Here is a 13,603-nt window from a genome sequence, read left to right as displayed (position 1 = left end):
TTTACTTGAATGTTAACATATTTGTTAATTTGTGTAAATAGTATTATTTATAGTAGTTACTATTAATATATATATTAATTAATAGATATATTATTTAGAGTTGTTTAATTAAAATATTGTTGACAGCGATTACAAATAAAGTTATTATTTAGTTGTAAATTGAAAGTGTTTGCAAACGTTGCTTTTATCATTTGTTTTAAATGAATTGTTGTAAATGAGGAGGAAGAACAGTAAAAACAGTTTGTAGCAAAACCACATAGGTATTATTTCCTCAAAAGTCTTTGTAGAAAGTGACACTTATCATACTTATCTATAGAGGAAAGTTTTTGACGCACTTCATAAATCGATTACAAATAATTTAGAGGTTAAATCTGAAAGGATGAAAAAAATGAAAATCAAAAAGTTGCTTTTTTCTGGCGCATTATTGGGTTTGAGCGGTTTGATCTTAGGAGCATGTGGAAATAGTGGTGGTAATGCGAACAATGACAACGGAAAAAAGGAAATCACTTTTATGTTCCGTGGCGGTGAAGATGAAAAGAAAGCCTATGAAACAGCTATTAAACAATTTGAAGAAGCAAATGACGTTAGCGTTAAAATAATTGCAACAGATGCCGATCAGTATGCTACAAAACTGCAAGCCGCAATTTCAGGTGGTAATATGCCTGATGTTTTTTATGTAGAACAAGGGAATTTAATGGCTTATGTAGATAACGGTGTTTTACTTGATATAACCGATCAAATCGAAAATTCCGACTTTGATTTGTCAAATATTTGGGAATATGGAGTGAATAGTTACCGCTACGATGGTGAGAAGGTAGGTGAAGGTGCACTTTACGGACTACCTAAAGATGTCGGTCCATTTGCTTTGGGATACAACAAGGATATGTTCAAAGAGGCTGGAATTGACTTACCCGACACAGACACTCCGTATACATGGGATGATTTTGTCAATGTTTCGAAACAGCTGACAAAAGATAAAGATGGCGATGGAAAAATGGATCAATGGGCAACTGGCTTTAATGTCAATTGGAGTCTTCAAGCATTTGTATGGAGCAATGGTGGAGATTGGATCAATGAAGACAAAGATACAGTGACTGTGGATACACCAGAATTTGCGGAAGCATTGCAATGGTTTGCCGACTTACAAAACGTTCATGAACTAACACCGTCGATCTCTGATGCACAAACCTTGGATACGTATCAACGCTGGATGAATGGCGAAATTGCATTCTTCCCTGTCGGTCCATGGGATATGAGCACCTATGCAGGATTAGATTTCGAATATGATTTGATCCCATGGCCAGCGGGATCAACTGGTAAATCAGCAACATACGTCGGTTCTTTGGGGATTGGTGTAGCGAGTAAGACAGATTATCCAGATGAAGCAGTGAAGCTTGTAGAATACTTGAGTGCTTCAGAAGACGGTCAACAACAATTGGTAGATGCACAGATTCAAATTCCTAACTTGATCGATATGGCAGAAGAATGGGCATCAGATACCGAAAGTGTCCCTACAAATAAGCAAGAATTCTTGGATATTGTTCAAGACTATGGTCGAGCTATGCCAGCAGCAACTACTTATAATGCTGAGTGGTACGATGAGTTTTTCATCAATATTCAACCGGTACTAGATGGCGACCAAACTGCTGCAGATTACGTGAAAGAAGTACAACCGAAGATGCAAGCTAAATTGGATGCCGCACTTCAGCAACAAGAAACGGCAAAATAAGTCACCAGGGCTATGACAGATGTCAAAAGACAGAGAGGTCGAGTACTTGTCAGTTTAAGACACCCCTGTTATGGCCCTAAATATTAGTTGAGAAGGGGCTTTTCGATGGAACAAGTTGAAATAAAGAAAAGAAAATCAAACAAAAGTAGTTTATATGCTAAAGAACATCGGGTTGCTTTTTTATTTGTCCTACTTCCTATCATTGGGTTTATCTTATTTTCGCTTATTCCGTTAGTTTATTCAGCTTATGCCGCATTTACTGACTGGAATGGGTTGGGACAAATGAACTTTGTTGGATTAGAAAATTTCCGGAAACTATTTAATGACGAATATTTTTATAAAACGATGTACAATACTGTATTTTTGATGTTAGGAATTCCGATTGGCTTGATTCTTTCTTTCATGTTGGCATCTGCATTAAGTCGAGGTATCAAAGGAACGACCATCTTCCGAACAATTTATTATATTCCAGTTATTTCTTCTCTGGCCGCAATTTCTATTTTATGGCAATGGGCTTATAACGGGGATTTTGGATTGGTCAATCAAGTGTTAGCTATTTTTGGGATAAGCGGTCCTAATTGGTTACAAAATCCCGCTACTGTTAAGCCAGCTATCATTATCATGTCTGTTTGGAAAGGATTAGGCTATTCTATGCTTCTGTATTTAGCAGCAATCCAAAGTGTTCCTAAGACATTTTATGAAGCGGCTGAGTTAGATGGTGCTTCATCGTTTCAAAAGTTCCGAAATATTACTTGGCCCATGGTTCGACCTGTTACTTTCTTTTTGGTAGTAACAAATATCATTGGTGGATCACAAATTTTTACAGAAATCAATATCATGACACCTACAGGTGGACCACAATATAGTAGTGCCACTGTAGTCTGGTATATCTGGCAAAAAGCCTTCAAAAATTGGCAGATGGGCTATGCCAGCAGTATGGCACTGATTTTAGCTATATTAGTATTTGGCATTACAGCATTTCAATTTTATATGAATAATCGTTCAAGCTACAAGTTGGACTAGGAGGAGAAATGATGAAAAAAATTAAACTAAGTAATATGCTCATCGTTTTGATTTTATCCCTTGGAGCTATCATCATGGTGGGACCACTTTTGTGGATGATCTCTACGTCATTAAAAGATAAAGCTGGAGTTTTTCAGTTGCCTCCACAATGGATTCCAAATCCAGTTCGATTTGATGCCTACAAGCGCTTGTCTGAACTAGATACATTATTCTCAGGTATCAAAAACACGGTGATTGTTTCTCTTTCGGTCACCATCATTGGAACATTGACTTCCAGCCTTGCTGCCTTTTCATTTGCAAAATTACGTATGCCTTTCAAGGATGTTTTATTTTTACTTTTGTTAGCAGCGCTTATGATTCCATATCCAGCTGTCATGATTCCACAATTTATGATGTTTTCGAAAATTGGTTGGGTCGATACATTGTTGCCATTGATCATACCAGGCATGTTTGGGAATATTACCATGATCTTTTTCTTGAGGCAGTATCTTTCCAATATTCCTGATTCTATCGTGGAAGCAGCAAAAATCGATGGCGCAGGATACTTACAAACATTTTTTCAGTTAATCTTTCCGTTGATCCGTCCAGCAATTGCTGCACAATTCATTCTCTGGTTTATGGGAGCTTGGAATGACTATTTAGCGCCATTGATTTATCTAAATAGTCCAGAGAAACAGACGTTACAAGTAGTCATTGCTAATTTAAATGCAGCTTATGCGATTCAAACAGATTATCCATTGATCATGGCAGCTTCCGTTGTTTCATTGTTGCCAGTATTAGTCGTATTTATTATTTTCCAGAAGCAAATTATTGAATCCGTAGCGCTTTCTGGTATGAAAGGGTGAAAAAATGTTTATTAAGGCAATGCATTGGATCAATGTGGTCATCCTTTTTATTGAATTGAATATATTATGGCTCCTTGGCATTATTGCCGGATTTTTCTTTGCTGGCTTAGTCCCAAGTACAAGAGCGGTACTTAAGCTTTTAAATAAGCAGGACCTGTTCACTGGTTATTACTCTTACAGTGAAATTTTTCAAAAATATTGGCAAGAATATATCCGCTCCATCAAAATTTTCCAATGGCGAGTGATTGTTTTTCCAATCCTTTTTTCACTTTTTTATGTTGAATTAGTATTCATTCAGCAAAGTAGTATCATGAGAGCTTATTTCCAATGGCCAATCTTGATCATGATGAGTTATCTCTTATTGGTTCTTTTGAATTTGATTTTAGCGACAGAGATGAGTGGAGACAGTTGGTTGAAAAAAATAGCTTTCTCGCTAGTAAGTCCAATAGTTTTGCCCGGTCGTTCACTAATGTGCGTAGTTATGATCCTCTCTTTTGCAGTTTTGAGCTTGGCTTATCACTGGTTCTTTTTTGTGGCTAGTCCATTGTTCTTTTATGTAGCTAGCAAATGTCTGATCTCAGGTTATCAAAAGAAAGGGTTGTTAAGATCTATATGAAAAGATTTTTCCTTGCTGGAGTGATGCTACTGCTTGCTGGTTGTCAGGTGAAAGAAGCGGAGCAAGTGATTGAACGACCAGAATATGCAGATGTTAGTGTGCATGACCCATCGATCATTAGAGATAAAGACACATATTATATTATTGGTTCTCATATGCAATTCGCAAAATCAGATGATTTGATTCAATGGAAACAACTCTCAAATTCGGTAGCTGATAGTTCGCTTTTCAATAATATTCGTGAAGAACTTGCTGATGAGTTTGACTATGCTCAAACAGATACATTGTGGGCAAGTGACATTCAGCAATTTAAAAATGGTAAATATTACTTGTATTATTGCTTTTGTCAAGGATCTTCCCCGCTTTCAGTTTTAGGCGTTGCTATATCTGATTCTATCGAAGGACCCTATCAAAAAGTAAAGTCATTTTTGTATTCAGGAACTTCACCTCAATTTGGGAAAGAATACAATGCCGCAGTTCACCCCAATGTGATTGATCCTCACGTCTTTTATGACAATGAAGAGAAACTATGGATGGTTTACGGTTCTTATTCTGGCGGTATTTTCATTTTAGAGATGGATGATGAGACAGGGTTGCCTAAAGAACAAAATACTTATGGAAAACACCTTTTGGGAGGAAATCATAGCCGCATTGAGGCACCCTATATTCAATATAATTCTGAAACTGGCTATTACTATCTTTTCACCTCTTTTGGTGGACTTGATGCAAATGGGGGCTACAACATTCGAGTTGCTCGTTCAAAGCAGCCAGATGGACCCTATGAAGATATTCAAGGAAATGCGATGAGTGAGGTGAAAGGAAAATATGGCACACAATTTGATGACACAAGCATTCAGAGTTTTGGAACCAAGCTCATCGGAAATTTTTTATATGAAGAAGATGACGGATTAACAAATGCCGGTTATATCTCACCTGGGCATAATTCATCCTACTATGATGAAAAAACAGGAGAATATTTTTTGATTTTTCATACGCGTTTTCCAAATAGTGGAGAAAATCATTCGGTAAGAGTACACCAAATGTATTTTACTGAAGATGGATGGCCTGTTGTCTCTCCTTTAAGGTACAGTAACGAAAAAATAGCTGATTACTCGGATGATCAAATTAGCGGAGAATACAGATTGATCCATTTTGATAAGTTGATTACTGATGATGCAAAAGCACCACTAAAAATCAATTTAAGTAAGGATAAAAAAGTTTCCGGGGCTGTTTCTGGATTATGGAAGTTAGCAGAGGATAATATTTCAAAGGATTCACTACTCATCCTTGACGATATTGAATACAAAGGGAAATTTATTTTTTCTTGGGATGAAAACCAAGGAAAACAAGTGATGACATTTACAGGAATTTCTGAAGAAGGTGTTCCGCTATTTATTGTAGAGAATGAGGGATAAGATATGCTGAAAAAAACAACGAATGATTTGATAAATCCAATTGTGTATGAACGAGCCGACCCTTGGGTCTACCATCATAGTGATGGGTATTATTATTTTACTGGTTCAGTACCAGGTTATCAATCGATTGAAATTAGGCGAGCAAAATCATTGAATGACTTAGAGAAAGCTGAAACAAAAAATGTTTGGCGGGCACATAAAGATGGTCCCATGAGCCAACTCATCTGGGCACCAGAAATTCATTTCATTCAGGGGAAATGGTATATCTACTTTGCTGCTAGTGATCATGGTACGATTCGCAATGAAGTCCATCACCATCGAATGTTTGTTATTGAAAATAAACATGATGATCCATTTGAAGGAAGCTGGACTGAAAAAGGGCAGATTAAGACCCAGTTTGAAAGTTTTAGTTTGGATGGCACGGTATTTTCGCATCGCGAAAGACTTTATTATGTTTGGGCACAACAAGATCCGCGAATCCCAGGGAATTCAAATCTTTATTTGTCAGAAATGAAAACACCATGGACTCTAACTGGGAAACAGTTATTACTCTCTGTTCCAGAATTTGAATGGGAAAAGATTGGTTTTATGGTTAATGAAGGTCCAGCAGTGATTACTAGAAATGGGAAGATATTCATTACTTATTCAGGAAGTGCTACCGATGAAAACTATGCGATGGGTTTGCTTTGGGCAGATGAAGATAGTGATTTATTAAATGGTTTTTCTTGGCATAAAAAAGCAGAGCCTGTTTTCAAATCATCTGAGAAAAATAGTCAATATGGTCCTGGGCACAATTCTTTTACTACAGGCTTAGAGGGTGAAGATATTTTAGTCTATCATGCACGACCAGAAAAAAATCAGTCTGGAGATCCTTTGGCAAATCCTAATCGACATGCGATGGCACAGAGCTTCACTTGGGATAAAGATGGCTTTCCTATATTTGGAGAGCCAGTAGCGATAACAAAATCTGAAGAGATGGTGAGTTAGATGACAATCAAAATTCTAAATACAAAATCAGGAACAACGATTAGCAAATATATTTACGGACACTTTTCAGAACATCTCGGCCGTTGTATCTATGAAGGATTATACGTAGGAGAAGATTCTCCTATTCCAAACAAGAATGGGATGCGTACGGATGTTGTGGAAGCTTTGAAGAATATCAAGATTCCAGTTTTACGCTGGCCAGGTGGCTGTTTTGCCGATGAATACCATTGGAAAGACGGTATTGGACCAAAAGAAAATCGAAAAACGATCGTCAATACTCACTGGGGGGGTGTGACTGAAAATAATCATTTTGGGACACATGAATTCTTTGAATTGGTCAAACAACTGGAATGTGAAGCATATGTCAATGGAAATGTCGGCAGTGGGACAGTCCAAGAAATGTCTGAATGGGTCGAGTACATTACCATGAACGGAATTTCTCCAATGGCAGATTGGCGTCGAGAAAATGGTCATGAAGAAGCTTGGAGCATGAAATTTTTCGGTGTAGGAAATGAAAATTGGGGCTGCGGTGGAAATATGCGTCCAGAATATTATGCTGATCTTTATCGTCGGTATCAGACTTACGTTCGTCAATACGGTGATCAAAAAATATACAAAGTGGCTGGCGGAGCAAATGTTGATGACTACCACTGGACAGAAACGTTGATGAAGAATGCCCATTGGCTGATGGATGGATTGAGCTTACATTATTATGTCCATCCCCAAGGGTGGGAGAAAAAAGGTAGTGCGTTAGCATTCGATGAAGCAGAATGGATTATTACCTGTCAAAAAGCTGCGCATATGGATGAATTGATTACGCGTCACAGTGCGATCATGGATCAATATGATCCTGAAAAACGGGTGGGCATCATTGTTGATGAGTGGGGAACTTGGTTTTCTGCTGAACCCGGAACGAATCCAGGATTCTTATATCAGCAAAACACGATTCGTGATGCAATGGTAGCTGCTATCACCTTAAACATTTTTCATAAGCATGCAGAACGAGTGCACATGGCAAACATTGCCCAGACAGTGAATGTTTTGCAGGCAATGATTTTGACTGATGGCGAAAAGATGGTCAAAACACCAAGCTATCATGTATTTGATTTGTACAAAGTCCATCAAGATGCCGAACGCATCGAGAGTCATGGAGCAGCAAGTGAAACGATCACCTACACGGTCTCGAAACAAGCAGATACCCTCCACCTGTCGATCTGCAATTTCGCAGTATCTGGCTCGGAAGCAATTAGTTTTGACTTTGAAACTGCCATTCAAGGAATCAAAGAAGCTCGCTATATTGTGGGGGATAAAATGAATGCACACAATGATTTTGATCATCCGGAAGACGTAGTGATCCAATCATTTGAAGACTACACAACAAATAATAGCCAATTAACGATCAATATACCCGCTATGAGTGTATTGACAATATCTTTGGCGGTGTAATTCAATGACGTGTAAAGGTTGCGATGTCAAGGAAACAGCAGCAACGGTAGATGTAGAAGCGTTGATTGAAGAACAGCTAGCCATCGAGAACGACCTTGCTGCACTTGAAGTCGTTCAGTACCGTATAAAAATTTGTGAAGCCTGCCCATTTCGGTCCAATCACACCTGTACTAAGTGTGGCTGCTTTTATAAATTTCGGGCAAACCTATCAAAAAAATACTGTCCTGCAGGAATGTGGGCACAAACAGGGCAGAGCATTCAATGACTGTCCTGTTTGTTACGCCATAAGCAGTTATAGAAACTCTAGCCTGGGGTAATCTTGGAGGTAGCAAAGATCAAGAGCAGATAGATTGTTTTTAATGAAAGTGGCGTAATAAGTAAGAAAGAACTAAATAAATATAGAAAAGAATCGATTCTGCTTTCGTTCACTGAAGTCAAACTAAAGTGAATCGATTACTGAGAGGAAGAATCTATGAACTGGAAAAATGGTGTTCATGATCCAACGATCATTGAACGAGACAGCGTTTATTACTTATTTTCAACAGATACGCAACAACCTAAAACGGCAGGAATACCGATCCGGACATCATTGGATCTCATACACTGGCAGTTTGAAAAGCAGGCCTTTCCTCAATTGCCACAATCTGCAAGAGAATGGAGTCAAGCAGAAGGGTTGTGGGCACCTGAAGTGATAGAGTACCAAGGGGAATATCGAATGTACTATTCCGCTTCTACATTTGGCAGTACCACTTCATTTATTGGTCTTGGAACAGCACCGCATCCTTTGGGACCTTGGGTAGATCAAGGAGAAGTTGTGAAAACGCATCGAGGCATCGCCGATCATAATGCCATTGACGCAAATCTTGCTCTAGATCGTATGGGACACCATTGGCTGATCTACGGATCATTTTTTGGCGGGATTTATATTGCACCTATAGATCAAAGCACTGGAAAGTTAGCCGAGAAGGGATACGGAAAAAAAATAGCGCAACGACCTGCTTCTGTTGATACTGCGATTGAGGGTCCTTTTGTTTATTATCATCCAGAAACGGATATGTATTACTTATTTGTCTCTTTTGATTCTTTGAATGAAACCTATAATATCCGGGTTGCAAGAGCGAAAGAGATTACCGGTCCCTATACGGATTGGAATGGCCTGTCTCTGTCGGAACAAGAGGCGGTACCGGAGAAAATTGGTGTTAAATTACTAGGGAGTTATCAATTCGAAGAACAGTCTGCAGTCTATGCACCTGGCCACAATTCTATATTCAAACGTTCAGATAATGAATTATTTATTATTCATCATGCACGGAGACAACCTTTTAGTGATGATTTCTTTTTAGATGTCAGAAAAATTTATTGGTTAGATAGTGGTTGGCCGGTCATATCAGCAATTAGTTATGCGAAATCAATTCCTGAAATCCCTATGAAAGAGGACCTCATAGGAACGTGGGAGATTATTCAGTTTACAGCAGAGTCCAGTCTCATTTCTTCAGAATTTGTCATGCTTACAGACATTCAGCAAATGGAGAAGAGCTATTTTTGGCAGGGGCATGAATTTACAGCTTATTATGAGACAGATTCTGAAGAATGTGTCTTGTGTTTATCAGGAATGGACCCGAACGGCATGGGGTTCATCGGAAAAAAAGTCCCAAAAGAAAGTAGGGGGAAGACGAAGCGTACAACTTAAAAGCGACCAAACTTCAGAATGATCTTTGGAGTAGCGATCAGAGCAGTGTTCGAGAAAAAACGACCCCATATCAGTATCAAGTATGGAATGATGGCATACCAGTCGTCCCTCAAGCAAAACGATGGGCGCCAATCCATTTGTATGGATCGAGCCTTGAAACAACCACCTCTAGGATATGATGCGTGATTCCCGATCATCTCAGGGAAAATCGAGAAGCGCATTCACCTGCTTTGAGTGAATTAGTTAATAAATATAGAAAAACAAGCATCCTTCTTGTATGTAAGGATGCTTGTTTTCTATATTTATAAAAGCGCTAAGAAATGGCCTTTATTTCGACGAGCGGCTTGCTGGATCTAACCGACGTTCAATAAAGCCTAAGCCTAAGTCGGTGATGATTGCCATCAATGCAGTGGGTAAAGCTCCGGCAAGAATGATTGAAGCGCCATTGGTTGCATTTGTCCCACGGATGATGATATCACCTAGGCCACCAGCACCTACGAAGGCGCCAATGGCAGTGATTCCAATTGCAACGACTAATGCATTACGAATACCTGCCATGATCACGGAGACGGATAAAGGCAATTCGATCATATACAGTCGTTGCCAACTTGTCATGCCCATTCCTTTACCAACATCTAGTGTATTACGGTCTACCTGGCGCATGCCGGTATAGGTGTTTTTGATGATCGGTAAGAGCGAGTAGAGAAAAATCGTCAGAATAACGACATTGACACCTAATCCCATTCCAATCATCAAAATCGAGATCATTGCTAGCGAAGGGATCGTTTGGATGATATTGGCGATGCGGATCACCCAATCGGCCATACGCATCTTTTTAGAAATCCAGATTCCTAGTGGAATACCAACGATTGCAGCGAATAAAACGCCATAGATAGAGATCAGGAAGTGACGAACAAACTGTGCAAAGACATAACCGCCATTTTCCTGAAAATAGGCAATAAATTGTTGAAATAGATTCATGTCATTCATTTCGTCACTCTCCTTCAAAATAATTATTTTCTTGTAAGAAACGTTCTGCGACCACTGTCGGTTCCAACAGGTCATTATCAACTTGATAATTTAGTTGCTGCATTTTTTCAGTGGAGATTGTATCAGCAAGTTTGTTCAAGGCGTCCGCTACTTCTGGTGTGTCTTTGATTAATTTGTCATCGACTACTGGAGCTGCATCATAAGGTGGAAAGAAATTCAAATCATCTTCCAACATTACGAGGTCATAACTAGCGATCCGTCCATCCGTTGAATACCCGAGTACGATATCCATTTTTCCGTTGTCAACAGCATCGTAAACGAGACCGATCTGCATAGGCAAAATGTTTTTGAAAGAAAAGCCATATGCTTCTTGAAAGCCATCATACCCGTCACCTTCACGGGTGATCCAAGCTGTATCGACACCAGCAACCAACTGATCGGCAACGCCTTTTAAATCACTGACTTTTTTCAGATTATATTTTTCTGCAGTGTCTTTTCTGACTAGAAAAACATATGTGTTATCAAAGCCGTAGGAAGGAAACCAGGTCTGATGGTAACGTTTCTCAAATTCTTTTTTTACGGTATTAAAGGCAGCAGTTGGATCAGATTCTGGCTCTAAGCCAAGTGTTGTTGTCAAATCTGTTCCGGTATAACGAGCGGCAGAGATAGACGCATCGCCATTCATCATTGCTTGATGATTGATTGTCGTTGTTGCTAAGTTATTAATGACAGTGGTATTTTTGTCCGTATAATGTTCTACCATTCCTGCTACAATAGCGCCAAGAATCTGAGCTTCAGAAGTGATTCCTCCTGTGATAGCTACGGTGTCTTCATTAGATGTAGAAGCAAGTCCTGGAAAGGAGCAGCCTGAGAGTAAAATAATGATCATGGATAACAAAAGACCAAATTTCGCTTTGATTTTCATTTAGGCATCCCCCTTTAATGCAGCTGGTGTTAGTTTATTCTCAAGTAATCCGAGTAACCAGTCTGCTAAAAGTGCAAAAATCGTCACTGGGATTGTGCCGGCAAAAATCAATGCCGGTTGATAGTTATTCAATCCACTAAAGATCAAGTCTCCAAGCCCCCCTGCACCAATGTACGAAGCCAAGGTTGCCCAAGCTAAGACATAGACTGCTGACAAGCGGATACCTGCCATGATCGTTGGGATCGCTAACGGCAGTTCCACACTAATGATCGATTGGAAGTTAGTCATTCCCATTCCTTTAGCGACATCTCGATAATTCCAATCGACTTTCTTCATGCCAATATAGGTGTTTCGCAAAATAGGCAGCAAAGAATAGATAAAGAGTGCAACAATAGCTGGGACCTTACCGACCCCTAAAATCGGGATCATCAATGCCAACAGTGCCAATGAGGGAACAGTTTGCAAGGCACTAGTCACACCGATCACGATAGAAGCGGCTTTGGGAAAGCGTGTCAATAGAACGCCCAAAGGGACTGCAACGACAATGCCTAGAAATAGTGCGGCAAAGGAGATGTATAAATGCTCAATGCTTTTCGTGACCAATTGGCCGCCATATTCATTAAAGAAGCTTTGCATGGCTAGACCTCCTCTGGTTTTGCGGATTCGATCGCTTCAAGAAGGGAGGATTCCTCGCCCCAAATAACGTCATAAACAATATCGACTAATGAAGCACGCGTCAAAATTCCTACCAAATGATTCTCAGCATCCACGACTGGCACATATTTCAAACCGCGTTTAAGGATTCGTTGCAACGTATCTCGCAGTAAGGCGGTTTCTTTTACATAGAAAACATCTTTATTAAGAATATCCCCGACACTGGTTACTTTGCCTCGATTGCGGTCGATCGATTCTACATCGATATACCCTTTTAAGACATTGCTATTATCCGTCACTAATAATGTATCTACCCGTTTTTCTCTCATCAGGCGAATCGCTTCTTGTAAAGATTTTTCAGGAGTGATGGCGATTGGTGTTTTGAGCATGACTTCTTTAACTGGTGTGGTGTCTGGTTTTGCTTGCAGAAGGCGGTCTTCACCGATCAATTCTTCAACAAAGGTAGTAGCAGGATTTCGCAGAATATTTTGTGGTGTATCGAATTGGATAACGCGTCCTTCGCTCATGATCACGATGCGGCTAGCTAACTTTAATGCTTCATCCATATCATGGGTAACGAAGACGACGGTTTTACCTAAACGTTCCTGCAAATCTTTGATCAAATCTTGCAGTGAATCGCGAGTGATGGGGTCCAAAGCACCGAAAGGTTCATCCATCAAAATGATATCTTGGTCGGCTGCCAGAGCCCGAACAACACCGATCCGCTGTTGCTGTCCACCAGATAATTCGTGAGGGTAACGATCCAGCATTTCACGAGGAAGTTCCACCAGATCGATCATTTTCTCTGCTGTCTTATTTCGTTCTTCTTGACTGACCTTCAAAAGTTTTTGTACTAATGTAATATTTTCTCGAATCGTCATATGAGGCATCAAGCCGATGCTTTGGATCACGTAACCGATTTGGCGTCGTAATTCTACTGGATTGATATCGGTCACACTTTTGCCATCAATCAGAATTTTTCCTTTGGAGGGGTCTGTCATACGGTTGATCATTCGCATACAAGTAGTTTTACCACTACCACTGGTACCAATGAAACAAATAAATTCTCCCTTTTCAAAGGATAGATTGACATCTTCGACAGCCACTTTGCCGCCTTTATAGATTTTGGATACATGCTGAAATTCAATCATGATTTCACCTCTAGTTTTATTTAGGCGCAGCTTATTTACGCCTAGGGTCTGTAATTAGTATGCCCAAAAGTTTGCTGTTATTCAAATATTCTGCCTTTTTTATTCATATTTGCATATTATAAGCAAAATGTT

General features: G+C 39.5%; 13 protein-coding genes. 9 read left to right on the top strand and 4 right to left on the bottom strand.

The window, feature by feature from the left end; genetic code table 11:
* Nucleotides 1-388 precede the first annotated feature (388 nt).
* The 9 genes from EGX73_RS03120 (at nt 389) to EGX73_RS03080 (ending at nt 9,751) form a co-directional block, all read left to right on the top strand.
* The gene (locus tag EGX73_RS03120; RefSeq protein WP_005470172.1) at nt 389-1,729 is read left to right on the top strand and encodes a sugar ABC transporter substrate-binding protein; all 1,341 of its coding nucleotides are present in this window, start codon (nt 389-391) and stop codon (nt 1,727-1,729) included.
* 105 nt (nt 1,730-1,834) lie between these two features.
* Entirely contained in the window at nt 1,835-2,752 is a 918-nt protein-coding gene (locus tag EGX73_RS03115; protein ID WP_113849191.1) for a carbohydrate ABC transporter permease, read from the top strand.
* A gap of 11 nt (nt 2,753-2,763) precedes the next feature.
* Nucleotides 2,764-3,597 (top strand): carbohydrate ABC transporter permease, encoded by an 834-nt coding sequence (locus EGX73_RS03110; RefSeq protein ID WP_005470175.1) that lies wholly within the window; start codon nt 2,764-2,766, stop codon nt 3,595-3,597.
* A 4-nt stretch (nt 3,598-3,601) separates the two neighbouring features.
* Complete coding sequence (locus EGX73_RS03105) at nt 3,602-4,213, top strand: DUF624 domain-containing protein (protein WP_081131000.1); 612 nt, start codon at nt 3,602-3,604, stop codon at nt 4,211-4,213.
* A gap of 65 nt (nt 4,214-4,278) precedes the next feature.
* Nucleotides 4,279-5,628, top strand: coding sequence for a glycoside hydrolase family 43 protein (locus EGX73_RS03100; protein WP_253764189.1), 1,350 nt, complete (start codon nt 4,279-4,281; stop codon nt 5,626-5,628).
* A 3-nt stretch (nt 5,629-5,631) separates the two neighbouring features.
* The gene (locus tag EGX73_RS03095; RefSeq protein ID WP_123866731.1) at nt 5,632-6,615 is read left to right on the top strand and encodes a family 43 glycosylhydrolase; all 984 of its coding nucleotides are present in this window, start codon (nt 5,632-5,634) and stop codon (nt 6,613-6,615) included.
* Nucleotides 6,616-8,061, top strand: a complete 1,446-nt coding sequence (locus EGX73_RS03090) for an alpha-N-arabinofuranosidase (protein WP_034705107.1) — start codon at nt 6,616-6,618, stop codon at nt 8,059-8,061. It begins immediately after the preceding gene.
* Nucleotides 8,062-8,065: 4 nt separating this feature from the next.
* Nucleotides 8,066-8,326, top strand: a complete 261-nt coding sequence (locus tag EGX73_RS03085) for a DUF6171 family protein (RefSeq protein WP_123866730.1) — start codon at nt 8,066-8,068, stop codon at nt 8,324-8,326.
* 207 nt (nt 8,327-8,533) lie between these two features.
* Nucleotides 8,534-9,751, top strand: coding sequence for an arabinan endo-1,5-alpha-L-arabinosidase (locus EGX73_RS03080; protein WP_003128238.1), 1,218 nt, complete (start codon nt 8,534-8,536; stop codon nt 9,749-9,751).
* 327 nt (nt 9,752-10,078) lie between these two features.
* Here the strand turns inward: EGX73_RS03080 and EGX73_RS03075 are convergent, their stop codons facing one another.
* The 4 genes from EGX73_RS03075 to EGX73_RS03060 are packed head-to-tail and all read right to left on the bottom strand — an operon-like array spanning nt 10,079 to nt 13,471.
* A complete protein-coding gene (locus EGX73_RS03075) occupies nt 10,079-10,741 on the bottom strand; it encodes an ABC transporter permease (RefSeq protein ID WP_003128239.1) in 663 nt (220 codons plus the stop codon).
* 4 nt (nt 10,742-10,745) lie between these two features.
* Nucleotides 10,746-11,666 carry an osmoprotectant ABC transporter substrate-binding protein gene (locus tag EGX73_RS03070; RefSeq protein ID WP_003128240.1) on the bottom strand — a complete coding sequence of 307 codons (921 nt, stop codon included), beginning with the start codon at nt 11,664-11,666 and terminating at the stop codon, nt 10,746-10,748.
* Nucleotides 11,667-12,302 carry an ABC transporter permease gene (locus tag EGX73_RS03065; RefSeq protein WP_003128241.1) on the bottom strand — a complete coding sequence of 212 codons (636 nt, stop codon included), beginning with the start codon at nt 12,300-12,302 and terminating at the stop codon, nt 11,667-11,669. It lies immediately after the preceding gene.
* A gap of 2 nt (nt 12,303-12,304) precedes the next feature.
* Entirely contained in the window at nt 12,305-13,471 is a 1,167-nt protein-coding gene (locus EGX73_RS03060; RefSeq protein ID WP_005470181.1) for a betaine/proline/choline family ABC transporter ATP-binding protein, read from the bottom strand.
* Between the last annotated feature and the right edge of the window lie 132 nt (nt 13,472-13,603).

The organism is Enterococcus sp. FDAARGOS_553 (assembly GCF_003812305.1).
Taxonomy (GTDB): Bacteria; Bacillota; Bacilli; order Lactobacillales; family Enterococcaceae; genus Enterococcus_D; species Enterococcus_D gallinarum.
Note: the sequence above shows the minus strand (reverse complement) of the source record. Positions and strands in the feature narration are given on the sequence as shown.